This is a genomic window from Faecalimicrobium sp. JNUCC 81 (assembly GCF_053667625.1).
Window position 1 is genome coordinate 3,465,552 of record NZ_CM132203.1, and the last position, 26,714, is coordinate 3,492,265.

21 protein-coding genes, 1 pseudogene and 1 other annotated feature are annotated in these 26,714 nt (G+C 29.4%); of the genes and pseudogenes, 2 read left to right on the plus strand and 20 right to left on the minus strand.

Going from position 1 to position 26,714, the window contains the following annotated elements:
* Positions 1 to 324: 324 nt before the first annotated feature.
* From JNUCC81_RS17030 to JNUCC81_RS17105, 16 genes and pseudogenes are all read right to left on the minus strand, one after another.
* Positions 325 to 2,988, minus strand: a complete 2,664-nt coding sequence (locus tag JNUCC81_RS17030) for a valine--tRNA ligase (protein WP_454094551.1) — start codon at positions 2,986 to 2,988, stop codon at positions 325 to 327.
* 112 nt (positions 2,989 to 3,100) lie between these two features.
* Positions 3,101 to 3,325, minus strand: a binding site (T-box leader).
* Positions 3,326 to 3,508: 183 nt separating this feature from the next.
* Positions 3,509 to 4,324 (minus strand): polysaccharide deacetylase family protein, encoded by an 816-nt coding sequence (locus JNUCC81_RS17035; protein WP_454094552.1) that lies wholly within the window; start codon positions 4,322 to 4,324, stop codon positions 3,509 to 3,511.
* Positions 4,325 to 4,376: 52 nt separating this feature from the next.
* Complete coding sequence (locus JNUCC81_RS17040; protein ID WP_454094553.1) at positions 4,377 to 5,765, minus strand: [Fe-Fe] hydrogenase large subunit C-terminal domain-containing protein; 1,389 nt, start codon at positions 5,763 to 5,765, stop codon at positions 4,377 to 4,379.
* A 66-nt stretch (positions 5,766 to 5,831) separates the two neighbouring features.
* Positions 5,832 to 6,704, minus strand: a complete 873-nt coding sequence (locus JNUCC81_RS17045) for an FUSC family protein (RefSeq protein WP_454094554.1) — start codon at positions 6,702 to 6,704, stop codon at positions 5,832 to 5,834.
* A gap of 283 nt (positions 6,705 to 6,987) precedes the next feature.
* Positions 6,988 to 8,340 (minus strand): NADP-specific glutamate dehydrogenase, encoded by a 1,353-nt coding sequence (gdhA, locus tag JNUCC81_RS17050; protein ID WP_454094555.1) that lies wholly within the window; start codon positions 8,338 to 8,340, stop codon positions 6,988 to 6,990.
* A 180-nt stretch (positions 8,341 to 8,520) separates the two neighbouring features.
* On the minus strand, positions 8,521 to 9,174 hold the full coding sequence (gene phoU, locus JNUCC81_RS17055; protein ID WP_454094556.1) for a phosphate signaling complex protein PhoU: 654 nt from the start codon (positions 9,172 to 9,174) through the stop codon (positions 8,521 to 8,523).
* Between the two features lie 35 nt (positions 9,175 to 9,209).
* On the minus strand, positions 9,210 to 9,974 hold the full coding sequence (gene pstB / locus JNUCC81_RS17060) for a phosphate ABC transporter ATP-binding protein PstB (protein WP_454094557.1): 765 nt from the start codon (positions 9,972 to 9,974) through the stop codon (positions 9,210 to 9,212).
* 22 nt (positions 9,975 to 9,996) lie between these two features.
* Positions 9,997 to 10,821 carry a phosphate ABC transporter permease PstA gene (gene pstA, locus JNUCC81_RS17065; protein WP_454094558.1) on the minus strand — a complete coding sequence of 275 codons (825 nt, stop codon included), beginning with the start codon at positions 10,819 to 10,821 and terminating at the stop codon, positions 9,997 to 9,999.
* Between the two features lies 1 nt (position 10,822).
* Complete coding sequence (gene pstC / locus JNUCC81_RS17070) at positions 10,823 to 11,743, minus strand: phosphate ABC transporter permease subunit PstC (protein ID WP_454094559.1); 921 nt, start codon at positions 11,741 to 11,743, stop codon at positions 10,823 to 10,825.
* A 249-nt stretch (positions 11,744 to 11,992) separates the two neighbouring features.
* The gene (locus tag JNUCC81_RS17075; RefSeq protein WP_454094560.1) at positions 11,993 to 12,823 is read right to left on the minus strand and encodes a phosphate ABC transporter substrate-binding protein; all 831 of its coding nucleotides are present in this window, start codon (positions 12,821 to 12,823) and stop codon (positions 11,993 to 11,995) included.
* A gap of 320 nt (positions 12,824 to 13,143) precedes the next feature.
* Complete coding sequence (gene pepF / locus JNUCC81_RS17080) at positions 13,144 to 14,928, minus strand: oligoendopeptidase F (RefSeq protein WP_454094561.1); 1,785 nt, start codon at positions 14,926 to 14,928, stop codon at positions 13,144 to 13,146.
* Between the two features lie 119 nt (positions 14,929 to 15,047).
* Positions 15,048 to 15,893: a DegV family protein gene (locus JNUCC81_RS17085; protein WP_454094562.1), complete on the minus strand. Its 846-nt coding sequence runs from the start codon at positions 15,891 to 15,893 to the stop codon at positions 15,048 to 15,050.
* 51 nt (positions 15,894 to 15,944) lie between these two features.
* Positions 15,945 to 16,226: a hypothetical protein gene (locus tag JNUCC81_RS17090; RefSeq protein WP_454094563.1), complete on the minus strand. Its 282-nt coding sequence runs from the start codon at positions 16,224 to 16,226 to the stop codon at positions 15,945 to 15,947.
* A 24-nt stretch (positions 16,227 to 16,250) separates the two neighbouring features.
* Positions 16,251 to 16,610, minus strand: a pseudogene (locus JNUCC81_RS17095) (MgtC/SapB family protein); the annotation flags it as partial.
* 104 nt (positions 16,611 to 16,714) lie between these two features.
* Positions 16,715 to 17,563, minus strand: coding sequence for a mechanosensitive ion channel family protein (locus JNUCC81_RS17100; RefSeq protein ID WP_454094564.1), 849 nt, complete (start codon positions 17,561 to 17,563; stop codon positions 16,715 to 16,717).
* 135 nt (positions 17,564 to 17,698) lie between these two features.
* Positions 17,699 to 17,863 carry an aspartyl-phosphate phosphatase Spo0E family protein gene (locus JNUCC81_RS17105; protein ID WP_208333289.1) on the minus strand — a complete coding sequence of 55 codons (165 nt, stop codon included), beginning with the start codon at positions 17,861 to 17,863 and terminating at the stop codon, positions 17,699 to 17,701.
* Positions 17,864 to 18,120: 257 nt separating this feature from the next.
* On the opposite strand from JNUCC81_RS17105, the gene JNUCC81_RS17110 reads away from it, so the two are divergent.
* Positions 18,121 to 18,339, plus strand: a complete 219-nt coding sequence (locus tag JNUCC81_RS17110) for a FeoA family protein (protein ID WP_454096417.1) — start codon at positions 18,121 to 18,123, stop codon at positions 18,337 to 18,339.
* Between the two features lie 11 nt (positions 18,340 to 18,350).
* Positions 18,351 to 20,270 (plus strand): ferrous iron transport protein B, encoded by a 1,920-nt coding sequence (feoB, locus tag JNUCC81_RS17115; protein ID WP_454094565.1) that lies wholly within the window; start codon positions 18,351 to 18,353, stop codon positions 20,268 to 20,270.
* Between the two features lie 40 nt (positions 20,271 to 20,310).
* On the opposite strand, the gene htrA is transcribed toward feoB, so the two are convergent.
* The 4 genes from htrA to JNUCC81_RS17135 form a co-directional block, all read right to left on the minus strand.
* Positions 20,311 to 21,390 carry a serine protease HtrA gene (gene htrA / locus JNUCC81_RS17120; RefSeq protein ID WP_454094566.1) on the minus strand — a complete coding sequence of 360 codons (1,080 nt, stop codon included), beginning with the start codon at positions 21,388 to 21,390 and terminating at the stop codon, positions 20,311 to 20,313.
* A gap of 181 nt (positions 21,391 to 21,571) precedes the next feature.
* A complete protein-coding gene (locus JNUCC81_RS17125) occupies positions 21,572 to 22,924 on the minus strand; it encodes a glucose-6-phosphate isomerase (RefSeq protein ID WP_454094567.1) in 1,353 nt (450 codons plus the stop codon).
* Positions 22,925 to 23,224: 300 nt separating this feature from the next.
* Entirely contained in the window at positions 23,225 to 24,847 is a 1,623-nt protein-coding gene (locus tag JNUCC81_RS17130) for a Na/Pi cotransporter family protein (protein WP_454094568.1), read from the minus strand.
* A gap of 149 nt (positions 24,848 to 24,996) precedes the next feature.
* A complete protein-coding gene (locus JNUCC81_RS17135) occupies positions 24,997 to 26,598 on the minus strand; it encodes an NAD(P)/FAD-dependent oxidoreductase (protein WP_454094569.1) in 1,602 nt (533 codons plus the stop codon).
* Between the last annotated feature and the right edge of the window lie 116 nt (positions 26,599 to 26,714).

Genomic DNA, 26,714 nt, shown 5'->3' on the forward strand with positions numbered 1-26,714 from the left:
TTCAATGGATTTTTAGTTACAAATCTGATATAAAAAAGTAGCATTTTTTTAAAACTTTTTTGGTGATTAAAAATTCACCACTCTGGCTTAATCCATCAATATATATTTTTTTCAAATAAAAAATTCGCTTCACTCATATCGCCAACGACTACGTCCATTGCTTGAGTAATGCGTTTTCGAAACTTTTTAAGTTTAGCGATTGGGATTACAAATTATTCACAAACCAGATAATTTATAATCCCTTAGTATATAAAAATGCCCATTAAAGTAAGTATATAAATACTACTTTAATGGGCATTTTTGTTAATAATATATATTTTTATATTACTTCATTTTAGCTTCTAAATTTTCAAGTCTTTCAACTACAGACTTCATCATCTCTTCAAATTTTTCTTTCTTAGCTTTTTCTTCATTTATTAAACTTTCTGGAGCTTTAGCTAAGAATCCTTGGTTAGAAAGTTTTCCGTTAACTCTCTTTATTTCACCTTCTAATTTAGATTTTTCTTTGCTTAATCTTTCTATTTCTTTAGCAAAATCAACTAATTCATCAAGTGGTATAAATATCTTAACTCCTTCTATAACAACACTTACAGCATCTTCTGGTATATTAGTTTCATCTTCTAATATTTCAACTACTGATGCAGATGCTAATGTTACGAAGTAATCAGAACCTTCAACCATTGCTTCTTTCTTTTCAGCTGTAGGAACTATTATAACCTTTGCTTTCTTTGATGGCGGTACGTTCATTTCTGCTCTTACGTTTCTTATATTTCTTATACCATCCATAGTTAAGTTCATCATTTCTTCTTCTTTAGCCATATTATCAGTTTCAGTATAGTGAGGGAACTGTGCTACTACTATACTTCCTTCTACTGTTGGAAGATGAGTATATATTTCCTCTGTTATAAATGGCATATATGGGTGAAGAAGTTTTAATATTTTTTCTAATACGTATGTTAATGTATATAAAGCAGTTTGCTTAGCTTTTTTATCTTCAGAATATAATCTTGGCTTAACTATTTCTATATACCAGTCACAGTACTCTGACCATGCAAAGTCATATATCTTTTGAGCAGCTATACCAAGGTCAAACTTATCCATATTGTCTGTAACTTCTTTAACAACATTGTTAGCTCTTGATATTATCCACTTATCAGCTAAAGTCATATTATCTTCAACTGACTCTCTAGTTACACCATTCATTATCTCTTCATCTATATTCATAAATACAAATCTTGATGCATTCCATAATTTATTAGCAAAGTTTCTTGATGATTCTACTCTTTCCATGTAGAATCTCATGTCATTTCCTGGAGAATTTCCAGTTGCTAACATGAATCTTAATGCATCAGCACCATATTGGTCTATTACTTCTAATGGGTCTATTCCGTTTCCTAGAGATTTACTCATCTTTCTACCTTCTGAGTCTCTAACTAGGCCATGTATTAATACATGCTTAAATGGAGTTTGATCCATACAGAACATTCCTGCAAATGCCATTCTTACTACCCAGAAGAATATTATATCGTATCCAGTAACAAGTACACTTGTTGGATAGTAGTAGTTTAATTCTTCTGTATTGTTTGGCCATCCTAATGTTGAGAAAGGCCATAATGCAGAACTAAACCATGTATCTAGTACATCTTCGTCTTGCTTGAAGTTAGTGTGTCCACACTTACAAGCTTTAGGCATTTCTTTTGAAACTACAACTTCACCACATTCTTGACAGTAGTAAGCTGGTATTTGGTGACCCCACCATAATTGTCTTGATATACACCAGTCTCTTATGTTTTCTAACCATTGAGAATATGTTTTATCAAATTTATCTGGTACAAATTCTAAGTCTTTGTTTTTAAGTATATCTAAAGCTGGTTTAGCTAATTCGTCCATCTTAACGAACCATTGATCAGATAATCTTGGTTCAACTACTGTTCTACATCTGTAACAAGAACCAACATTGTGATTATGATCTTTTATAGCTATTAAGTATCCTTCTTTTTCTAAGTCAGCTATAAGTTGCTTTCTACACTCATATCTGTCCATACCTTCATACTTACCAGCTAACTTATTCATAGTTCCATCTTCGTTCATTACGTTTATCTTTTCAAGATTATGTCTTTGACCTACTTCAAAGTCATTAGGGTCATGGGCTGGAGTCATCTTAACTGCTCCTGTTCCAAACTCTAAATCAACATAATCATCAGCAACTATTATAAGTTCTCTATCTATCATAGGAAGTATTGCATGTTTTCCTACTAAGTGCTTATATCTTTCATCTTCAGGATTTACTGCTATACCTGTATCCCCAATCATTGTTTCTGGTCTAGTTGTAGCTATTTCTAAGAATTCATTACTACCTTTTATTGGGTATTTTATATGATAGAATTTACCATCATGCTCTTCATGTTCAACCTCAGCATCCGATAAAGTAGTCTTACAATCTGGACACCAGTTTATTATTCTGTTTCCTCTGTATATTTGACCCTTTTCATATAGTTTCACAAAGAACTCTGTAACTGCTTCATTACATCCTTCATCCATTGTGAATCTTTCTCTATCCCAATCACAAGAATCTCCTAACTGTTGCATTTGGTCTACTATCTTTCTACCAAATTCATTTCTCCAGTCCATAGCTCTTTTTAGGAATTCTTCTCTTCCTATTTCGTACTTAGTTTTTCCTTCTTGTTCTTTTATTCTTTCAACAACTTTAACTTCTGTTGCTATAGAAGCATGGTCTGTTCCCGGTTGCCATAAAGCTTCATAACCGTCCATACGCTTCCATCTTATAAGTATGTCTTGTAATGTATGGTCAAGTGCATGTCCCATATGTAATTGCCCTGTTATGTTAGGCGGTGGTAGCATTATTGTAAATGGTTTTTTATTTGGGTTTGGCTTAGATTTAAATAGCCCATCTTCTAGCCATTTTGAGTAAAGTCTTGACTCAAAATCTTTAGGATTATACGTTTTTGATAAATTTGTATTTTCCATTATATTACCTCCTTTTATTTTATTATTAATTAAAATTCGCTTTGAGCGACATGTTAGCTAAATATTATAATTTAAATATCTTTGATTATAAAAAAAGAGCCTTTCATCCTTAAATAAGGACGAAAAGCTCGCGTTACCACCTTAATTCCATCACTTTACTAGTAAAGTTTTGGCTCTTAATAGAATTTAACGATTCCACCCGTCTAAACTTACTATTAGTTCAGTTTAGAAACTCCAAAGCTACCTTCTGCAAACCTATACTTAGAAGACTTCTCAGCCCGTGAGTCTTCCTCTCTTTTAGTAGTATTTACATACTCCTCTTTATCATAGTTTTTATTTTAATTTATTGTTTAATTATATCTAATTAATATTATTATTGTCAATTACTTCTGATAATATATATGTTAATTTAAATATTTATACTTTCAGTAAAATTTCAAACTCACTCCATAATTAGATTTTAACAATATATGACTTATAAAATACAAATTAGTTAATCCGTATAGGTTAAAACAACATTTTATAAATTTTTATCCCAGAAATTCATAGGTTTCATGTATTCTTTTATTGGAAGTATTGTATATCCTCTTTCTTTTAATATCTTTATCATACCATCTAAGGCCTTTACTGTTTGTTCTTTTTCATGCATTAAAATTACTAGGTGTTGTCTGTCTCTTCCATAGTATAATACATTACTTACGATTTTATCTGTTGTTGCTCTCCAATCTTCTGTATCCAAATTCCAATCCCACATTAGATATCCATTTTGATCTAAAATATCATGAGATCCATCCGGCATATAGGGCTTACTTCCATAAGGTAATCTTATTAGTTTTGATACATCTCCTGTTATATCATAAAATGTATTATTGCAAGTTTCAAACTCATTTAATGTTGTTTCAGGACTTTTATAAAGCTGTTTTATATCATGGCTTACACTATGGAATCCTACACTATGACCTTCTTTTTGTACATTTTTTACTTCTTCTTTATGATTTTTCATATTTCCTTCTATCATAAAAAATGTAGCTTTTATATCATTCTTTTTTAAGGTTTTTAGTATCTCATTTGTATATTTAGATGGTCCATCATCTATAGTTATATATGCTATTTTTTTCGGACTAGGTCCCGGGCCTTTATGTGTTTGAGATGTTGCTTCATACATTATATTAGCCACAGTTTCATTCTTTATTTTATCAAAAACATCTCTTCTTTCGCTATATACACTGGTTTCTTCAACATTTTTTGTTGTGAAAGTTTTAAGCCCTAATACACCTACTATAATAACTAAACTAGCTATAACTATTGAAATAATTTTATTAGATTTATTTTTCATCCCCCAAATCTCCCTCTCATACAATTTCTTCTTCAAATGTTATTTGCACTAATTACTTGCTATTTTTTATATCCCTACTAAATATTTTTAAAATCTGTTCTTCTTCTTTCTCTCCTAATGATTCTACTTTTTTAATTCCTATAGCAGTCAAAAATTGTAATACATTTAAATTATCAAAAGGCGTCTCTATCTTTGTACTTTCTGAGTATTCATTAACATACTTTGTCCCCTCTTCTACGTTTATAATTCTCTTAGGTCCACCTACACATCCACCAACACAACCCATACCTTCTATAAACGTTGCATCGATTTCTTTATTAATAACCTTTTGCAGTCCTTCTCTACAGTCTTTGACACCTGAAAATGATTGAGAAATAAATTTAATATCTTTATTTATTCTCTCTGAAGATATCTGTATTGCCTTACTTACTCCTCCAGTCCTAGCATAAACTCTACCTGAATATGATGCCTCAACTCTATTTTCTTCTTCTAATTCGGATGGATTTATTTCTAAAGCATCAAAAATATCTTCTAATTCTTTAAATGTTAATACAAAATCAATAGCATCTTTTATCTCATCTATAGTTGCTTCTTTTTTCTTTGCAATACAAGGACCTATAAAAACTACTTTTGCTTTAGAATTTAATATTTTTATTGCCCTTCCACATGCAATCATAGGCGATACAGATGGAGACACATTTTCTAAAATTTCTGGAAAGCTATTTTGAATTAATCCTACCCATACTGGACAACAACAACTTGTTATATAATATCCTTCTTCATGACTTTTCATATGATCGCAATAGTCATAAGCCTCCTTTGCTGTAAGCATGTCTGCAGCTAGAGCTACTTCTATCATATCTTCAAATCCAATTTTCTTAAGAGCAGTCCTTATCTTACCTGGAGTAACTTCTGAACCAAATTGACCTATAAAGGCCGGTGCTACTATAGCATATATTGGGCAAGTTTCTTCTTTTAAAAGATTTATCATAGGAATAAACTGTATTTTATCTGATATAGCTCCTAGGCTACATTTTGATATACATTCTCCACATGCGTTACAAGTATTTGTCTCATTACAATTACTATGCTTATTTTTAATTAAACATGCACCTTCTTTGCTATTTTTATCACAGTGTTTACATGCTTGCTTTATTATTGATATTATAGGAGTGTTAATCTCCTTTAAATTTGTTGCTTCATTTAACATGTCTACCAATGAATAATCAAACTCATAAGTTGGATCTAATCCCATTATTACTCTCATTAAATTTATAATCGTTTCATTATCAAAATTATCATTCAAATTATCTCCTAGTACTTTTATAGGTATTTCTTCTATTTTTTCTATGTCCTCATACCAAACAGATTTTACTAATTCTTTGAAAAGCTTCATTTTATATTCTTCAAGGATTTTTGGGTTTATATTTATAGAATTCATATAGTACCTCCTAGTCTCTTATATAAGTTAATATTCACAGAGGCACTATATTTTATTTATGGATTGTTAGTTAGATTTGTTAATTTCGTGAAGAGTTTTCATTTCTTCTATTATCTTACTTAAATGATAATTAAATACAGGACTTTTTTCTTCATCTATGTCCCATTCAATATTTTCAGTTTTATATAACATCTTTAAATTTTTATGATTTTTATTGTTCAAATACAACTTCTTGTTTAGTAATTCTATAGCGTGTACATGAGAATATATCTCTTTACACATATTCATAGCTTCTCCAACTTTATCAGTGTTTATTTCATCTCTACTATATCTTGATTCATCTACAAGTTTTTTATATATACCTTCTAATTTTTTAATTTCTTTTTCAAATTTTGCTATATTTAACTTCTCTTTATTTACTATCTTATGCTTTATAGATTCTAATGCCATTTTTTCAAATTTGACTAGTTCATTTTTAACATTACCTAAATAGTTTGGTCTTGCTAATAGATAATTTATTACTATTCCAGTTATAACACCCACAGATGTATCAACTATTCTATTAAAAGAATATATTGCTGGATCACTATCTATTACACCCAAATATATAGATGTAAATGCTACATTTGCAACAGTTATTGCTGTATTTAATTTAAGGGCATTGCAAATATATATAGTTGCGATAACACCTAATCCACATAAAATCGGATCTCCTGGCTTAATAAGTACCATTAAGAAACCTATTATACCACCTATTATAGTTCCTTTTATTCTATCAAGTCCTGCTTTAAGGGAACCCGTTACTGTATCTTTCATAGATATTATACATGCTACTGCCGAATACATTGGATTTTGTACTATATATTTTCCTGCCATTACACAGCAGCTTACAGCTATACCGCTTTTAATCGTCCTCATTCCAATTTTTTCTAGCTTCAATTATATTCCTCCTAGCTCTTAAATTATAGTTTATATAAGCTATAATCTTATAATCTTTATTTTATTATCTCCATAAATATGTAATTTGTCGATATATTTCCTATGTTTTTTTAATGTTCTTGCTTAAAGTCTATTTTTTATATAAATGTAATCTACTTATATTTTGACAAGTACATTATTAATATTTATTGTCAGATATATTTTATTATTATTAAATTTTACAATAAGAATATAATAAATAAAAAAATGATTACCTAAATTCAGGTAATCATTTTTTTATTTATTATATTATCCCTTGGCTCATCATAGCTTCTGCAACTTTTAAGAATCCTGCTATATTAGCTCCAACTACATAGTTTCCTTTGTGTCCATATTCTTCTGCTGCATTTTTTGAAGCTTCAAATATGTTTATCATTATACCTTTTAATTTTTCCTCTACTTCTTCAAATGTCCATGAAAGCCTCATGCTATTTTGAGACATTTCAAGAGCTGATGTTGCAACTCCACCTGCATTTGCAGCTTTAGCTGGAGCTACTAATATTCCCTTCTCTAAGAAGTATTCTACTGCCTCATTTGTACAAGGCATATTTGCTCCCTCTCCAATAGCAAGCACATTATTTTCTACTAATAATTTAGCTTCTTCTATACTTATATCATTTTGAGTTGCACATGGAAGAGCTATATCACATTTAACAGACCATATACCTTTTTGTCCTTCAAAATATTGACTACCTTCTTTTCTATTAGCATACTCTCTTATTCTTTTTCTTTCTACTTCTTTTATTTGTTTTATTAATTCTATATCTATACCATTTTCATCAATTACATATCCAGCAGAATCACACATTGCAACTACATTAGCTCCAAATTCCTGCGCTTTTTGAGCTGCATATATAGCAACATTTCCAGATCCAGATATAACAACTCTCTTACCTTCTAGTGAATGTTTGTGATAATTTAGCATTTCATTTACAAAGTATATAACACCAAATCCAGTTGCTTCCTTTCTAGCAAGGGAACCTCCATACGTTAATCCTTTACCTGTTAATACTGCTGCATCATATGAGTTTCTTATCTTTTTATATTGTCCAAATAAAAATCCTATCTCTCTAGCTCCTACTCCTATATCACCTGCAGGAACATCCGTATGTTGTCCTATATGTCTATATAATTCAGTCATAAAACTTTGACAAAATCTCATTATTTCTCTATCTGACTTTCCTTTAGGATCAAAATCTGATCCACCTTTTCCTCCACCTATTGGTAGACCTGTTAAGGAATTTTTAAATATTTGCTCAAAACCTAAGAATTTTATTATTCCTAAATTAACTGATGGATGGAATCTTAAACCACCTTTATAAGGCCCTATTGCACTATTGAATTGTACTCTAAATCCTCTATTAACTTTAACATTTCCATTATCATCAACCCAAGGAACTCTAAACATTATTTGTCTTTCAGGTTCTACTATTCTTTCTAATATACTTTCCTTTATGTATTCTGGATGCTTCTCTAATACCGGTTCTAATGAGTGTAGTACTTCTTCTATTGTCTGATGAAATTCATTTTCTCCTTTATTTCTAACTTTTACATCTTCAATAACTTTGTTAACTACTTCTGCCACATTATATTCCATATTAAGATCCCCCTTATTTAAAAAAACCTTTCTTAATATAAATAATATTATTTAGAAAACGTTTTTTCAATATATTTTTGGTAAATTTTTAATTATATTTTTTGTATATAAAATATTCATACTTATATTTATACGGCTTTATGTCAATAAGTATTACAAAAATAGGATAAGACACCTGTCTTATCCTATTTCCATCATTTTTCCATTGATTGCATAAATAACTTTTTCACATACATTAGTGATATGGTCACCTATTCTTTCAAGGTATCTTCCTACAAATAAAAGTCTTACACCTTGATTTATCGTTTCTGGATTTTCATTCATTATATTTAAGCAATCTTCATGAATTATCTCATATAAACTATCTACTTTTTCATCTCTTAGAGCTGTATCATATGCTAATTTTTCATCTTCATTTTCTAGAGCTTCAAGTACTGCTAAAAGCATTTCTCTACATTCATTTGTCATTTTAGGAATATCTATTAATGCCTTTATATAAGGCTCATCCCCTATTTTTAATGTTTCAGCTGCAATATTAGATGCATAATCTCCTACTCTTTCTAATTCTATAGCTATATTTCCTAGAGCATATACATATCTTAAATCCCTTGCCATAGGTTGCTTTAATGCCATCAATTCAATACTTCTATCTCTTATATATTCTCTTAATGTATTTATCTCTTCATCTTCTTTTATAATTTTTTTTGAACCTTCTAAGTCTTTTCTTATCATACAATCTACAGATGACCCCAAAGCTTTTTCACACCTTTGCATCATTTTTATAGTGTACTGCTTTAAAGTATTTATATCTAGCTCTAAACTCGTATTAACCATCTTAAAAACTCCTTTTAGATTTTGTTATATAGATTTTATCCAAATCTACCTGTTATATAGTCTTCTGTACGTTTGTCTTCCGGGCTAGTAAACATAGTTTTTGTGTCATTAAATTCTACTACTTCTCCATTTAGGAAAAATGCTGTATCATCAGAAACACGTGCTGCTTGTTGCATATTATGTGTAACTATTACAATTGTATAATCATATTTTAATGCTTCTATTAATTCCTCAACTTTTAAAGTTGATATTGGATCTAGAGCTGATGTAGGCTCATCCATAAGGATTACTTCAGGCTTCATAGCTATAGCTCTAGCTATACATATACGTTGTTGCTGTCCTCCTGATAAGCCAAGTGCTGATGACTTTAATCTGTCTTTTACCTCATCCCATATAGCTGCACCTTTTAGACTTTCTTCAACTATTTTATCTAGCTCTTTTTTATCTCTTATTCCATGTGTACGAGGTCCGTATGCTACATTATCATAAATACTCATTGGGAATGGATTTGGTTTTTGAAATACCATTCCAACCTTTGTACGTAACTTTATAACATCTTCACTCTTATATATATCTTCTCCATCAACTTCTATATTTCCTTTTATAGTTACATTATCTATAAGGTCGTTCATTCTGTTTAAAGTTCTTAAAAATGTAGATTTTCCACATCCTGATGGCCCTATTAATGCTGTTACTTTATTCTCTTTTATATTCATATTTATTTTTTTCAGTGCTTGGTTATCACCATAAAATAAATCTAAGTCTCTTATTTTTAATTTTATTTCATTATTTGAATTCATTTTTACACCTCGTAAAATTTATTTAATAATTTGCCTTATTTAATTTCTTTGCAACAATTTTAGCTATCATATTTAATGATAATACTAGTATTATTAAAACAACTCCAATACTTGCTGCTCCAGATATATCGCCTTTCTCTTTAGTTAGTAAATATGCTTGAACAGTTAGTGTTCTAGCGCTATCAAATATTGTACCTGGCATTTGAGCAACCGTTCCTGCTGTTAATAATATAGCTGCTGATTCTCCTATAACACGGCCTACTGATAATATAAGCCCTGATAGTATCCCTGGTATAGCACTTGGAAGCACTACCTTATATAAAGTTTGAAACTTTGTTGATCCTAAAGCTAAAGATGCTTCTCTATAGTTTTGAGGCACTGTCTTTAATGATTCTTCTGTAGTTCTTATTATTACTGGTAATATTATTATCGCTACTGTTAATGCTCCTGATAATATAGAATATTTCATATCTAATGTTACTACGAAGAAAATTCCTCCAAATAATCCATATATTATAGATGGTATACCTGCTAAGCTTTCTGTAGCAAATCTTATTGCAGTTACCATTTTTCCTTTTTTAGCATATTCTTGTAAATATATTGCTGATAAAATCCCAATCGGTGTAGCTACCGCTATAGAAAGGACAACCATATATATTGTTGTTACTATCATTGGTAATATTCCACCATCTCCTGATGCAGAATAATTACTAAATAAGAATTTTAGATTTATTCCACCAATTCCGTTTATAAATATATATCCTACAATTACAACTAATGTTGCTACTGTAAATATTGCTGATAAATAAATTAATAATTTTAATATATTTTCTTTTAACTTTCTCATATTAATCTACCGCCTTGTTTGAAAGTTTGTTTAGTATTAAATTTAATATTAATATGAATGTAAATAATACAACCCCAGTTGCAAATAACATTTCTTGATGAGTTCCAAATGCGTATCCCATCTCTAGTGCTATATTAGTTGTAAGAGGTCTTACGCTATCCATTAAAGATGATGGCATAACTGGTGAGTTTCCTGCTACAAGTATTACAGCCATAGTTTCACCTAATGCTCTACCCACTCCTAAAACAACTGCTGCTAATATACCCGATTTAGCTGCTGGTAATATAACTTTAAATATAGTTTCTATTTTTGAAGCACCTAGTGCTAATGATCCTTCTTTATAAGCTCTTGGTACTGCCCTTATCGCTGTTTCTGATACTGATATTATTGTTGGTAACATCATTATTGCTAAAACTATTATTACTGCTAAAAGACTTTGACCTTTGGCTAAATTGAATGTATTTTGTATAGTTGGTACTATAAATGCTAATCCAAATACCCCATATAATACTGATGGTATCCCTGCTAGTAATTCAACTGCTGGCGATATTATTTTAGCTACTCTCTTTGGAGCAATTTCTGCTATAAATACAGATGTTAGTATACCAATTGGCACTCCTATAACCAAAGCTCCCATTGTAGCAACAATTGAAGCCACTACCATTGATGATATTCCAAATTTATCTGATGAAGGTAACCAATCACTTCCCATTAAAAATTCAGTAAAAGAGTAACCCTTTGATATAAAAGGAGTTAATCCTTTATAAAATACAAATCCTATTATTAAAAGTAAACTTAAAACTGCTATTAATGCACTTATAAAGAATATATTTTTAGATATTTTTTCTATAACATATTTATTTTTATTTCCATTTTTATTGTCTCTCTGATTTGAACTAACTATTCGAGACTTAACTAACATAAACAATCGCTCCTTTAAACATTTTTTATTTGATAAATTATTTTCTTACTCCCTACACCTATATAATATAAGTTTAAAGTTAAATCCATATTAGATTTATGTTAAGTAAAAGTAAAATTATTTAACATTCTTAACATTAATTACCATATAAATCACTTATGTTAAAACCATGTTAAATAATGATAAATTATAATTTACTTGCAATAAAAAAGACACATATATATGTGTCTTTTTCAGTAGGGTATTTATCTATTTTATGCTTATGAAGCCTTTACCTTCCATTATTTTTTGACCTTCATCACTTAATATGAAGTCTATAAATTTAGTTCCTTGCTCTGATATTTTACCTTCTGCATTAACTAATATAAATGGTCTTGCTATTGCATATTTACCTGACTTAACATTTTCTGAAGTTAACTCTACACCGTCTATTGTTAATCCATTTACTGCATCATCTACATACCCAAAAGATATATATCCTATTGCATTTTCATTTCCTTCAACTGTAGATTTTATATTTCCTGACCCATCACTTATTTGAGCATCTTTTACTAACTCTTCAGATTCAAATCCAACTTTTTCTTGGAATCCATCTCTAGTTCCTGAACCATCTTCTCTTGATAAAACTACTATAGGAGCATCTTTTCCTCCTACATCTTTCCAGTTAGTTATTTTTCCTGTATATATATCTTTTACTTGTTGTAAAGTTAAATCTTTTACTTCATTATTTTTATTAGTTATAAGTGATATACCATCAAGTGCTATTTCAGTTTCTTTTAATCCTGCATTTTTTTCTTCTTCTTTAATATCTCTTGATGCCATTCCTATTTCAGAAGTTCCTTCTATTGCATTTTTTATTCCTGCTGACGATCCAACTTGTTGTATTTCTACTGTAACACCTTCATTTTTAGCTTGGAACTCTTCTGCTATTACTTCCATAACTGGTCCTACTGAAGTTGAACCTGATACTGTAACTTTAGATCCATCTGATCCTTTATCTGAACTTGATCCACATCCTACTGCTAAACTTCCTACTAATATTGTACTAGCTAAAAGTACTCCTATTTTTTTCTTAAACATATAATGTACCCCCGTTTATATTTAAATTTTATTATTTTCATGTCCTTCACAATTTATATAATACAGTTGTTATGTTAAGTGAATATTATAAATAGGTTAAGCCAGTGTAAATAATGTTAAGAATGTGTAAAATAAACTTCGTTTATGGTGTCAACGATATAATTTCGCTACCGCTTCAATTATATCCGTTACTTAAAATTTAATTCGCTTATGACGCTAACGATATATCTTCACTACCGTTTCAGATGTATCCGTTGCTTAAAATTCACTTTGCTCACAATAAAAAATGAGCATTATAAATTTATAATGCTCATTTTTTCTTAATATTCTTTTTCTAATTTATCTACTAAGTCACTGAATACTTTTAATGCTTCCTCTACTGCTTCTTTTTTCTCCATGTCAACTCCAGCATCTTTTAGTTGTTTTAATGGATACTCAGATCCTCCACTTTTTAAGAATCCTAAGTATCTATCAACTGCCACTTGGCCTTCTTTTAATATTTGTTGACTTAATGCACTTGCAGCAGAGAATCCTGTTGCATATTTGTAAACGTAGAAATTTGAATAGAAATGTGGTATTCTAGCCCACTCTAATCCTATTTGTTCATCTACTTTAACAGAACTTCCATAATATTTTTTATTTAAATCATAGTATATAGATGTAAATTCTTCAGCTGTTAGTGGCTCTCCAGATTCTACTTTTTCGTGAGTTAATTTTTCAAACTCTCCAAACATAGTTTGTCTATATACAGTAGTTCTAAATTGTTCTAAATAATAGTTTAATAGATAAATTCTTTCTTCTTTAGAATTAGAATTTTCTAATAAATAGTTTATTAGCAACTGCTCATTTAATGTAGATGCAACCTCTGCAACAAATATTTTGTAGCTAGAATATAAGAAAGGCTGACTACTTCTAGAATAGTAACTGTGTAGCGAATGACCTAATTCATGTATTAAAGTAAATAAAGAATTTAAATCATCTTTATAACTCATTAATATATATGGATTAGAATTGTAACTTCCCCATGAATAAGCTCCACCTTGTTTTCCTTCATTTTCATAAACATCTATCCATCCATCTTCAAAAGCTTTCTTTATTATGCTTAAATACTCTTCACCTAAAGGCTTCAATGCATTTAATATAATCTCTTGAGCTTTTTCATATGGTATTTTCATATCAAATTTATCAGTTAGTGGAACATATAAATCATACATATGTATCTCATCTAACCCTAAGAATTTTTTCTTAAGATCTACATATTTATTTAAAGCACTTAAATTTTCATCCACCGCAGCTATAAGATTATTATATACATCTACACTTATATCATCTTGGAATAATGATGCTTGCAGTGCAGATTCATATTTTCTTATTTTGGCATAGAATATTTCTGCCTTTATTCCACCATAAAGAGTTGCTGCAAAAGTATTTTTATACTTATCATATATTGAATACATTGCTTCAAATGCATCTTTTCTTACTCTTGCATCCTTACTTCTAAGGAAAGTTGAGAAGTTAGAATCTGTTAATCTTACTTTTTCATGATTTTCATCTTCTATTTCTGGAAACTCTAAATCTGCAAATGCTAACATATCGTATACGTTTTCAGGAACTCCAGATAAATCTGCAGTTGCAGCTAGTATTTCTTCTTCTCTTTCATTTAATGTATGAGGCTTTTCTCTTAAAATATCATCTATATGTTTTTTATAAAACGATAATTTATCATCATTTAAATACTCATTTAATTTATTACTATCTATCGCTATTATTTCTGGGACCATATACGACGAAGCCATAGATAATTCTGTTGATAGCATATCTGTTTTCGTCGCTATCCCTTGATTAGCATTTATTCTAGTATCTTCATGTTGCTTCATATGAGTATATACATATAGATTTTGTAATAGTTGAGAAGCTTTTTCTGAAATACTTAAAGCCTCGTATAGGTTTTCCTTACTGTCAGCTAATTTTCCCTTAAATTCTTTTACCTTAGATATGAATCCTTTTACTTTTTCTATATCACTTTCTATAGCTTCTTTATTTGGATACATTCTTTCTATTTTCCATTTATACTTTTCTTCTATATTCTTTCTATCTACTCCCATAATTTCACTCCTTTAAAAAATTATAAAAATTTGCTTAGGTCAAACTTAGAGATTAAATTCTTTGAAGCATATATAAGGAAATTTATATTTTAATAATAAAGAATAAAATTTCCTATAAGCTATAAAACGGCTACTAGTATTGCTCCTTCTGATGTAAATGTTCCCATTATCGGACCTATACTTGCTATTAACACTTCTTTAAAATTAGCATTTACTTCTACAGTTTGCTTAATTTTCAAGGCCTTTTCTTGACAATTTGCATGAGCTATTATAACAGTTTTTTCGTTTGAATCTTTTACATTATTTTGTACATATTCAAGGGCTTTCTTTAAACTATTACCTCCACCTCTTGCTTTGTCTATAGGTTTAACTAATCCCTCTTCTATTTTTATGATTACTTTGAAATTTAATGCATTTATCAGTTTTCCAGCAATTGGATTTACTCTTCCACCTTTTATAGCATTTTCTAAAGTATCTAACGCTCCAAAGAAAACAATGTCTTCTTTAAATTTATCTATTGCATCTAGGATCTCATCCATAGTTTTTCCATTTTCTATTAATTCATTACATTTTAATATCATTAAGGCAACGCCAATAGAACCACTTTGGCTATCTATAACTTCGATTCTTTTATTCGGATTTTCTTCTAAGTACATATTTTTAGCTAAAACAGCATTACTATATGTGCTTGATAATTTTGATGTTAAAGTAAATACTAATAATTCGTCTTCTTCGCAATTATAAAGTTCTATAAATCTATCTGGGGAAGGACTTGATGTTTTAGGTAATTCCTTACATCCTCTCATTTTGTTGTAAAAAGTTTCTTCATCTATCTCTACCCCACCAATATAACTTTCTTCTCCAAAAGCCACATTGATACCTACTATACATGGGTTTACTCTATCCAAAATTTCCTTAGGAAAATCACACGAACCATCTGTTATTATTCTTATATTTTTTTTCATTTATACACCTCAATTTTAATTCTAGTTAGTTATCTTCTATTTTATATTATTTTAATGCAAATAATCTACATTTATTATGTTTTTTGACATATTTAGTTCTTTTACTAGTTCTTCTATCATAATTCTCCTATCATAAACTATAAAAAAACTTAATTTAAAATATTCTCCCTCTTCATCTTCTATATCTATATTTTTAACATCAATTTGAGATTTTGCGAATTTGGCGTATAATACTGATACCATATTTATATTATCTACCGTTACATTAAATATAGTCTGTTTTTTTTTAAATAAAATTTTATCTATATTTTTTAATATATAAAGGGTTATCATAACAAATAACCATGCTGATATGCTTAAAACGTAATATCCATATCCAATTGCTATTCCTATACATGCAGTTGCCCATATCCCAGCTGCTGTAGTTAATCCTCTTATACCATTTGAAGTTTTTAAAATTGCACCGGCACCTAAAAATCCTATACCTGATAATACTTGTGCCGTTAATCTAGCGGGGTCAAAGCTTGCATATGAATTATAATCAAAGAATAGGGATAACGATGTTATAGAAGTAATACATGATCCTACTGCTACTAAAATATGAGTTCTAAATCCAGCAAATTGATGTGATTTTTCTCTTTCTAATCCTGTTAATCCCCCTATTATAAGCGCTATTAATAATCTTATTATTATTTCCTTGTTCGTTATAATATAAATCCACCCCCCTTATAAAAAAATTACTTTCATTATATATGTTGATTAAAATTCTTAAATTAATTAATTATACTTTTATGTAATCTTATATAATAAAAGAGCTAAATTTATAGCTCTTTTTCATCATTGTTAATTTTATTGTCTATTATATTTATATGAGTAGGATACGCTATATGAACATTATTTTTCTTAAATATAATAAGTATTTGTAATTTAACTTCTTTAAGAGCTAAAAAATAGTTATGTGATTCTACTACTCCAGTTATAGTGTATTGAGCTCCTATTGGATTGTTTTCTATATCTGTTACTCCGTATACACTAAAAGGACTCATCGGCTCTTGTAGCGATGATTTATATAAATATTTTTCATAATCTTTATTCATCGTATTACAAACTTCCTCTAATGTACTTATTACTTTAATAGGATCTTCTTCATAAGATACTCTAACGTGTACTACTACTCTCATTTTATTCTTGCTATAATTTCTTATACTTGCTATATTTCCATTAGCAATAGTTATCCTTCTTAAATCCCAATCCCTTAAGCTAATGCTTCTAAGTCCAATTTCTTCTACTCTACCTCTAAATTCTTCATTAAGTACAATAAAGTCTCCAACTTGAACTTGCTTTTCAAATAATATAAAAAAACCATTGAAAATATCTTTTAATATACTTTGAGATGCTACCCCAGCTATTAAACCAACTATACTAGCTCCTGTAACTAATGATCCAAATTTTGTAACGTCCATTATTTGAAACTCTCTAAGTATCAATATTATACTAATTGTAAATATTATATAGTATGATATTGACATTAATACACTAGATAGTGTGTTTTCATATCTTACATCAAATTTAGTAATTTTAAATATCTTATTTATTAAGTATTGTATAAGCTTCAATAATATATATGAAAATATAATGATTATAATGGAATTTATAATTCTAACTAACATAATAAAATTCACCTTTATCTAATTATTTAGATATTTTATTAATTCTTATCTAGTTATTTTAATATTCTCAGTTTCCTAATAAGATATGCATTTACATATTTATTTTTAAATGTAAAAAAACCCACATATGTGGGCTTACTTACTACTTAAAATCATATACTTATTTATTAGTGTATCTATTTTATTGCTTGAGTCAACCAATTCATCCTTAAATATCTCTGGATATTCTATATATGTATTGATTTCTTCCCTAAGTGTTTCAATTTCCTTTTTTAATGCCTCTAATTCTCTATTCGCCATAATAATCACCATAGTTACAAAATTGTATGCTTTATGTCTCTATATTAACAAATTTCATCAGTCTTTGTCAATACAAAATCCCCTACTATCCCCATAAATTCAAGCATCCTAAGCAATATACAGTATACAATTAATATACTATATAATTAATTTTATATATTAATTATATATAGTTCAATTTCTTACATTTTGTTGACATAGAAATTGTTTACTGCTATACTCTTATTGATAATGAATTTCATTAGGAGGTATTAATGATGACTGTTTACGATTTAAAGGTTGGCCAAAAAGGTAATATTAATAAAATATATGGAAATGAAAAATTAGCAAAAAGATTACTTGCTTTAGGATGTATAGACAATACAGAAATAGAGGTTAAAAAAATCGCTCCTCTAGGAGATCCTATATTAGTTAGATTTAGAGGTTTTGATCTTGCTCTTAGAAAATCTGATGCTAAGAATATTTCTTTAAAATAAGGGGGAAAAAAATGATTAACGTAGCGTTACTAGGTAACCCTAATGTAGGTAAAACTACTGTTTTCAATATATTAACAGGTTCAAATCAATATGTTGGGAACTGGCCAGGTGTTACTATAGAAAAAAAAGAAGGTTTTATTGGTAAGGATATAAAAGTTATCGACTTACCTGGTATATATGCAATGGATACATTCTCTAATGAAGAAAAGGTATCTAAGTCTTTTTTAGAAGATGGAAATGTTGATTTAATATTAAATATTGTAGATGCTTCTAACTTAGATAGAAACTTATACTTAACTACACAACTTATGCAGTATAACAAACCAATAGTATTATTACTTAATATGGTTGATGTTGCTAAGTCTAAAGGTATAAATATTGATGCTAAAAAATTAGAAAGAGAGTTAGGCGTTAAAGTTATTCCTGTAGTCGCTAAGAAAAAAGAAGGTTTTGATAATATAGTTTCTGATATAAAATCAGCTTTATCATATAACTGTAACTATAGAAGAGACTTTGGAAACGAAGTTAATACTTATAAAGAAATAGATAAAATACTAGAAAATTCTATGGAATCAAATTTAAAAAATAAAAAATCTTTAAGTGATAAGATAGATAATGTAGTTTTAAATCCTATATTAGCTTACCCAATATTTATAGCGGCATTATTACTTTTATTCAAATTCACATTTGATTGGGTAGGTGGACCTCTTCAAGAACTAACTGAAAATTTAATAGATACCTATCTAGCTGGGCCTGTAGGTGATTTATTAGCAAATTCTAGCCCTTGGTTCCATTCTTTAATAGTAGATGGAATAATAGGTGGGTTAGGGGGAGCATTACCATTCTTCCCATTAATATTTGTTTTATTCTTAGGTATGTCGTTCTTTGAAGATTGTGGTTATATGGCAAGAACAGCATTCTTAATGGATAATATAATGAAAAAAGTAGGTTTATCTGGTAAAGCATTCATCCCTATGATATTAGGCCTTGGATGTGCATCTCCAGCTATAATGGCTACTAGAACTTTAGAAAGTGAAAAAGATAGAAAAATAACTGCACTTATATCTCCACTTATGACTTGCGGAGCTAAATTACCAGTTTATGCATTATTTGTTAGAATATTCTTCCCAAAAAATGCACCAGTTGTAACTACTTCACTTTACTTATTAGGTATAGTTGTTGCTATATTAGTAGCTTTAGTATTAAATAAAACAGCGTATAAAACAGAGGTTGAGCCATTTGTTTTAGAACTTCCACAATATAATTTACCATCATTAAGTAGTTTATTAAAGAATACTTGGGCTAAGGCTAAAGGATTCTTAATAAAAGTTTGTACTATAATGTTTGCGATGTCAGTTGTTATATGGGCATTATCTTATTTTAACTTCTCAGGATTTACTGAAAATATAGATGAGAGTTTCTTAGCTTCTATCGGTGGGTTTATAGCTCCAATATTTGCTCCATTAGGATTTGGAGATTGGAGAGCTGGTGTTTCTATATTAACAGGTATAAGTGCTAAAGAAGTTGTTATAACTACTATGGAAGTTGTTTATGGTAATGTGGATACTGTTTTACCTACTTTATTTACTGCTGTATCTGCTTATGGATTCTTAGCTTTCTCAGCTTTATATACTCCATGTATAGCTGCTCTTTCTACTATGAGAAAAGAGTATGGAAGTAAAATGATGATTATATCTGCAACTTACCAATTTGCAATAGCTTGGGTAGTAGCATTTATAATTAAGGTTGTTGGTTCATTAGTATTTGAAGGTGCTCATATATCTTCTGCAATAGAATTAGTTGTTGGAGGATTAATAGTAGCTATAGCACTTACAATACTTTATAGAAATATTAGATCAAAAAATAATGGTTGCTCTAGCTGTTCAGGATGCTCTAGCCAGTCTTCTTGTTCTAGTCAAAAAGCAAAATAATATAAAAAAGATGGGATTTTTATTATCCCATCTTTTTATTTTAGAACTTAACATCTAAAGTTATATCTTTTCCGTTTCTATTTACAGTTACTTTTGTACTATCTCCCTTTGAATATTTGTATAATGATTTATTAAGGTCTGACATACTAGATACATTAATATCTCCTACTTTAACTATTACATCTCCAGTTTGTATTCCTGATTTTTGAGCTGCTGTATTAGCAATTACTTCCGCTATATATACCCCTTCTTTGGCTGCTAAGTCTGTACCTGTAGAGGCTTCAAATATTGCTAAATCTATTCCTTTTATACCTAATGTAACTTTTTCAAAGTTTCCTGATTTTATTACTTGCTCAACTATAGGTTTTGCTGTATTTATAGGAATAGCAAATCCTAATCCTTCAGCTTGAGAAGCTTTAGCTGTATTTATACCTATTACTTGACCTTTTTGATTTAATAAAGGCCCTCCACTATTTCCTGGGTTTATACTAGCATCAGTTTGCATAAGACCCGTCATATTAGATTGCTTTGTTTGTATAGTTCTATCTAATCCACTTATTATACCTTGAGTTACACTCTTTTGGAATTCAAGACCTAATGGATTTCCTATAGCTATTGCTATGTCTCCAGTTCTAACATCATCGCTATTTCCAAGTTCAGCTGGTGTTAAACCTGTTTTTTCTACTTTTACCATTGCTAAATCTAATGTTGGATCATTCCATAACACCTTACCTTTTGAATTAGATCCATCATTAAATAATACGTTAACATCAACAGCTTGCCCATCTGATACAACATGAGAGTTTGTAAGTATATATCCATTTGCGTCAACTATAACTCCCGTACCTACACCCTCTGATTGAGTTGGTATAGCAAATACGTTATTTCTGTCTATTGTTGTAGCAGTTATACCAACTACTGATGGCATAGCTTTATCACTTACTGCATGATATATATTTTGAGTTTTTCCGTCATCATTTACAACTATCTGTTGCTGCTTTCCTGATGAACCATTATTTGATACTGTATTTTTCATTAGCACTATCGTTAAAAAACTACTTAGTACCCCCGTTATTACACATATTAAAACTACTAATCCGATGCCTCTTTTATTAGACATTCCAATCCCTCCTATATATTAATTTTTAATCTACAAAATAATCTTTTAATCTATTATTTGCATATTTTATACTTTAATAACAAATATTTATTTCCATATACATAAATACAATAAAACCATCATTTTGTAGTAATCTACTTTAATGATGGTTTTATTATATTACTTTATTCTTAACTTAACCTTAATTATTAAGTCTTTTTTCTAATTCTTCTCTTTCTTTCTCATATCCAGCTTTTCCTAATAATGCAAACATGTTTTTCTTATAAGCTTCAACTCCTGGTTGGTCAAATGGATTAACCCCTAATAAGTATCCACTTATTGCACAAGCTTTTTCAAAGAAGTATACTAAATAACCAAAGTTATATTCATCTAATTGAGGTACATTGATTACTAAGTTTGGAACTTGTCCATCTGTATGAGCAAGTATTGTTCCTTGTGTAGCCTTATGGTTAACAAACTCTACAGTTTTTCCTGCTAAGTAGTTTAATCCATCTAAGTCAACATCTGCTTCTTCTATAGTTATGTTTCTTCTTGAGCTTTCTACATTAATTACAGTTTCAAATAATATTCTCTTGCCTTCTTGTATGTATTGGCCCATAGAATGTAAGTCTGTTGAGAAATCTACTGCTGCAGGGAATATCCCCTTATTATCTTTTCCTTCACTTTCTCCAAATAACTGTTTCCACCATTCTCCTACATAGTGTAGTTGTGGTTCATAGTTTACTAATAATTCTATATCTTTACCTTTTCTATGTAATGCATTTCTTACTACTGCGTATTGATAACTTTCATTAGATTTTAAATCTGATGTTTTGAACTCCTCACAAGCGTCTTGAGCACCTTTCATCATTGAATCAATATCTAGACCTGAACAAGCTATAGGTAATAGCCCTACTGCCGTTAAAACAGAGAATCTACCACCAACATCATCTGGTATTATAAATGTTTCATATCCTTCTTCATCTGCTAATTGTCTAAGTGCCCCACGTTTAGCATCTGTTGTAGCATATATTCTTTTACTAGCTTCTTCTTTTCCGTATTTCTTCTCTACATAGTCTTTAAATATTCTAAATGCTATAGCAGGTTCCGTAGTTGTACCTGACTTTGATATAACATTTATAGATACATCTTTTCCTTTTATTACATCTAATAAATCCATAATGTATGTTGAACTTATATTATTTCCGACAAAGTAAATTTCTGGAGCTTTTCTATCTTCTTTAGATAAGTTATTTCTGAAAGAGTGACTTGCCATTTCTATAGCAGCTCTTGCTCCTAAATAAGATCCACCGATACCTATAACTAATAATACATCTGAGTCTGACTTTATTTTTTCTGCCGATTTTTTTATTCTATCAAATTCTTCTTTATCATAATTATTTGGAAGATCTACCCATCCTAAAAAATCATTACCTAATCCCGTTTTTTCATGAACCATGTCATGAGCTATATTTACATAAGATTGCATAGAATCTATTTCATGTTGATTTAAAAATCCAATGGCTTTGCTATAATCAAATTTTATATTTTTCATAAACTTACCCCTTTCATTTATCTAATCTACTGAAATTATAACATAAAATGGTTGTTTAATTAATAACAAATTTCAATAATAAACTTACATAATATTTAAATTTCCACCTATTTAGTACAGATATTACTATATAAAACTAATTTAGATAGTAAAAAATTCGCTTCGCTCATATCGCCAACGACCTATAAACAAGTTCCGTTGCTCAAGCTTAATAGTTGAAAATTATATTTATCTAAAAATCAGATAAAATATAATTTCCTTACATACAAAAAAGTTGCCTTTAAAAAGGCAACTTTTTTATTAATTATTAGCTAATCTAGCCGATATAACTTGTTGAGCTATATTAACAGCATGGTCAGATACTCTTTCTAAGTTACTAACTATATCTAAGTATATAACTCCATTATCTATACTACATGAACTATTATTTAATCTATTCATATGATTTGCTCTACAAGACTTTTCCATCATATCTACTTGTTCTTCCATTTTTATAACCTTACAAGCTAAATCTACATTTGATGTTCTCATAGCTTCTAATGCATATGTATAAGTAGAAATAACTTTATTGTACATACTTTGTAATTCTGCTTTACCTGCATCTGAGAATGTTTCATTCATTTCTATTGCAGATTGTGCTAATTCTGCAATGTTTTCTGCATGATCACCAATTCTCTCTATATCATTAACTGTATTAAATAATACATCTACTGATTCCCTTGAATTTTCATCTAATGAAGCTTTTGAAAGTTTAAGTAAATAGCTTAATATATTCTTTTGTAAATCATTTACAAGTTTTTCTCTTCCAAATGCTCTATTTACTTTTTCATTAGATTTTTCTAATAACCCTTCCATAGCTGCGTTTAAGCTTTCTTTAGCTTTTTCACCCATTCTTAAAGTTTCTTTAACTGTGTTAGCTAATGCTATTGAAGGTGTTTCTATCATTCTATCATCTATATATTTTACTGTTTTTATATCTTCTATCTCTGATGCTTGTTCTGGAACTAATTTCATTGCTATTTTAACTATAAATTTAGCAAATGGTAATAATATTAAAACATTTAATATATTAAATAGTGTATGTGCATTTGCTATTTGTCTAGCTGCATCTGTAGGATCTATAGATTGAACTATATGAACTATCGGCTTACTTAATACTAGCATAAATATAAGTGAGCCTAGAACATTAAATATTAAATGCATAATAGCTGCTCTCTTTGCATTACGGCTTGCACCAATACTTGATATTAAAGATGTAACACATGTACCTATATTTTCACCATATAATATTGGTAAGGCTGCTGATATAGGTATTAATCCCTGTGAAGCTAATGCTATAAGCATACCCATTGATGCACTTGAGCTTTGAACTATAGCTGTTATAGCAAATCCCATAAGAACTCCAAGTAATGGATTACTTCCAAAGCTTACTAACATGTCAGTAAATCCTTTAAATTCAGCTAAAGGCTTAACTGCATCTTTCATAAAGTCCATACCTGTAAATAATATACCAAATCCTATAAGTATTTCTGCTAAATGCTTAAGCTTTGGTTTGTTTGAAAACATATATATAATTATACCTACTCCTAAAGCTACTGGAGCAAGAAAATCTACGTCTAAAGATACTAATTGAGCAGTTATAGTCGTTCCTATATTAGCCCCCATTATAACCCCAATAGCTTGACCTAAACTCATAATTCCTGCATTAACAAACCCAACTACCATAACTGTAGTAGCACTACTACTTTGTATTACCATCGTAACTAACATACCAACTATAACACCCATTATAGTGTTGCTTGTAAGTAACTCTATTGTCTTCTTTAATTTATCTCCTGCAGATTTTTGAAGTCCATCTCCCATAAGGTTCATACCATATAAGAATAGTCCTAATCCTCCCATAAGATTTATAATAATTTCCAAAACACTCGTCCTCCTTGAGATAATTATCAATTTATAATTAAAATTTATGTCTATTGTATTTTATCAAATTCAAAGAGTGTATTGTGTTAAGATTATGTTAAATATTATAAAAGTATTAAATTCTTGTTAAAATTAAGATAAATTTCATATTAATGTAAATTATTAGTATATTTTTGTATTATTTTCTCAGCACATTTTATCCCATCTACAGCAGCAGTTACTATACCACCTGCATATCCAGCACCCTCACCGCATGGGTATAAGTTTTTAGTATTAATAGATTGTAATGTTTCTTCATCTCTTACTATTCTTATAGGAGCTGATGATCTAGTTTCCACACCTGTTAGTACAGCATCATGCATAGCAAATCCATTTATTTTATTATCTAGCTTTTGTAATGCTTCTTTCATTGTTGAAGTAACAAACTCTGGTAAACATTCTCTTAAGTCCACGAATTTATAACCTGGTTTATAAGATGGATCTACGTTACCTAAACTTGTTGATACTTTATCATTTAAAAAGTCTCCCACCAATTGAACTGGTGCACTGTAGTTTTTGCCACCTAATTCATATGCTAATCTTTCGTATTTTTCTTGGAATTTCACCCCTGCTAACGGATCATCACTTCCGAAGTCTGAAGGTAATACATTTACTAAAAATGCACTATTAGCATTAACCTTATCTCTAGCATGTTCACTCATTCCATTTGTAACTACTTCTCCCTCATTAGATGCTGATGCTATAACAGTACCTCCTGGGCACATACAGAAAGTATACGCTGTTCTCATGTTAGAAGTATGTTCTATTAACCTATAATCTGCGGCTCCTAATCTAGGATGATTATAAAACTCTTTATACTGAGATTTATTGATTAATTCTTGAGGGTGCTCTATTCTTGCTCCTATTGCAAAAGGCTTTTGTATTATCCTAACACCTCTTTTATGAAGCATTTTATAAGTATCCCTTGCACTATGACCTATCGCTAGTATTACATTATCTGCATCTATAGTCTCTTTATCATTTATGATTATTCCTTTTATAGAATCATTTTCTACTATTATGTCTGTAACCTTTGTATCAAATTTTACTTCTCCGCCAAGTCTTATTATTTCATTTCTTATATTTTTAACTACGCCTTTTAATATATCTGTACCAACGTGTGGCTTATATGAATATAGTATTTCTTCAGGAGATCCAAAATTAACAAGTTCATCTAAAACTTTTCTGCATCTTATATCTTTTATTCTAGTAGTTAATTTTCCATCTGAAAAGGTTCCTGCTCCACCTTCTCCAAACTGTACATTTGAATTACTTTTAAACTTTCTATTATTCCAAAATTCATCTATATCTTTACTTCTAGCATCTACGTCTAATCCTCTTTCTAACATAATTGGATTGTATCCCTTTTGTGCTAAAAGTAATGCAGCAAATAATCCAGCTGGTCCACTACCTATTATTACTGGTCTATTTTTTAATTTTTCATTTCCTACTTCAACTCCAATATACTTTGTTTGCTTTATCTCTATAACATCTTTTACTTTATTTTGTAGTATTTTTTTCTCATTTTTTATTTCTACATCTACTGTATAAACAAAGTCTATTTTACCTCTTTTTCTAGCATCTATAGATTCTTTGTATATAAAATATTTTATAAGATCATTTTCTTTTATTTTTAGTTTTTTTAGTATAGACTTTTTTATCATAGATACATCTTCGTCTATTCCTAATTTTAAATTAGATATTCTTAACATATTCTTCTCCTTTCTAATTACAGTTCAAAGCAATATAAAAGCTAGGGGTTTAAACCTAGCTTTCTATAAACATAACATCTATATTCTCTTTTTCTAGATTTTTACTAAATCTTACC

Bases quoted from the DNA above. Each gene is read 5' to 3' on its own strand.
- JNUCC81_RS17030 (WP_454094551.1), bottom strand. From the start codon at position 2,988: ATGGAAAATACAAATTTATCAAAAACGTATAATCCTAAAGATTTTGAG.
- JNUCC81_RS17035 (WP_454094552.1), bottom strand. From the start codon at position 4,324: ATGAAAAATAAATCTAATAAAATTATTTCAATAGTTATAGCTAGTTTA.
- JNUCC81_RS17040 (WP_454094553.1), bottom strand. From the start codon at position 5,765: ATGAATTCTATAAATATAAACCCAAAAATCCTTGAAGAATATAAAATG.
- gdhA (WP_454094555.1), bottom strand. From the start codon at position 8,340: ATGGAATATAATGTGGCAGAAGTAGTTAACAAAGTTATTGAAGATGTA.
- phoU (WP_454094556.1), bottom strand. From the start codon at position 9,174: ATGGTTAATACGAGTTTAGAGCTAGATATAAATACTTTAAAGCAGTAC.
- pstB (WP_454094557.1), bottom strand. From the start codon at position 9,974: ATGAATTCAAATAATGAAATAAAATTAAAAATAAGAGACTTAGATTTA.
- pstA (WP_454094558.1), bottom strand. From the start codon at position 10,821: ATGAGAAAGTTAAAAGAAAATATATTAAAATTATTAATTTATTTATCA.
- pstC (WP_454094559.1), bottom strand. From the start codon at position 11,743: ATGTTAGTTAAGTCTCGAATAGTTAGTTCAAATCAGAGAGACAATAAA.
- JNUCC81_RS17075 (WP_454094560.1), bottom strand. From the start codon at position 12,823: ATGTTTAAGAAAAAAATAGGAGTACTTTTAGCTAGTACAATATTAGTA.
- pepF (WP_454094561.1), bottom strand. From the start codon at position 14,928: ATGGGAGTAGATAGAAAGAATATAGAAGAAAAGTATAAATGGAAAATA.
- JNUCC81_RS17085 (WP_454094562.1), bottom strand. From the start codon at position 15,893: ATGAAAAAAAATATAAGAATAATAACAGATGGTTCGTGTGATTTTCCT.
- JNUCC81_RS17090 (WP_454094563.1), bottom strand. From the start codon at position 16,226: ATGATAACCCTTTATATATTAAAAAATATAGATAAAATTTTATTTAAA.
- JNUCC81_RS17100 (WP_454094564.1), bottom strand. From the start codon at position 17,563: ATGTTAGTTAGAATTATAAATTCCATTATAATCATTATATTTTCATAT.
- JNUCC81_RS17105 (WP_208333289.1), bottom strand. From the start codon at position 17,863: ATGGCGAATAGAGAATTAGAGGCATTAAAAAAGGAAATTGAAACACTT.
- JNUCC81_RS17110 (WP_454096417.1), top strand. From the start codon at position 18,121: ATGACTGTTTACGATTTAAAGGTTGGCCAAAAAGGTAATATTAATAAA.
- feoB (WP_454094565.1), top strand. From the start codon at position 18,351: ATGATTAACGTAGCGTTACTAGGTAACCCTAATGTAGGTAAAACTACT.
- htrA (WP_454094566.1), bottom strand. From the start codon at position 21,390: ATGTCTAATAAAAGAGGCATCGGATTAGTAGTTTTAATATGTGTAATA.
- JNUCC81_RS17125 (WP_454094567.1), bottom strand. From the start codon at position 22,924: ATGAAAAATATAAAATTTGATTATAGCAAAGCCATTGGATTTTTAAAT.
- JNUCC81_RS17135 (WP_454094569.1), bottom strand. From the start codon at position 26,598: ATGTTAAGAATATCTAATTTAAAATTAGGAATAGACGAAGATGTATCT.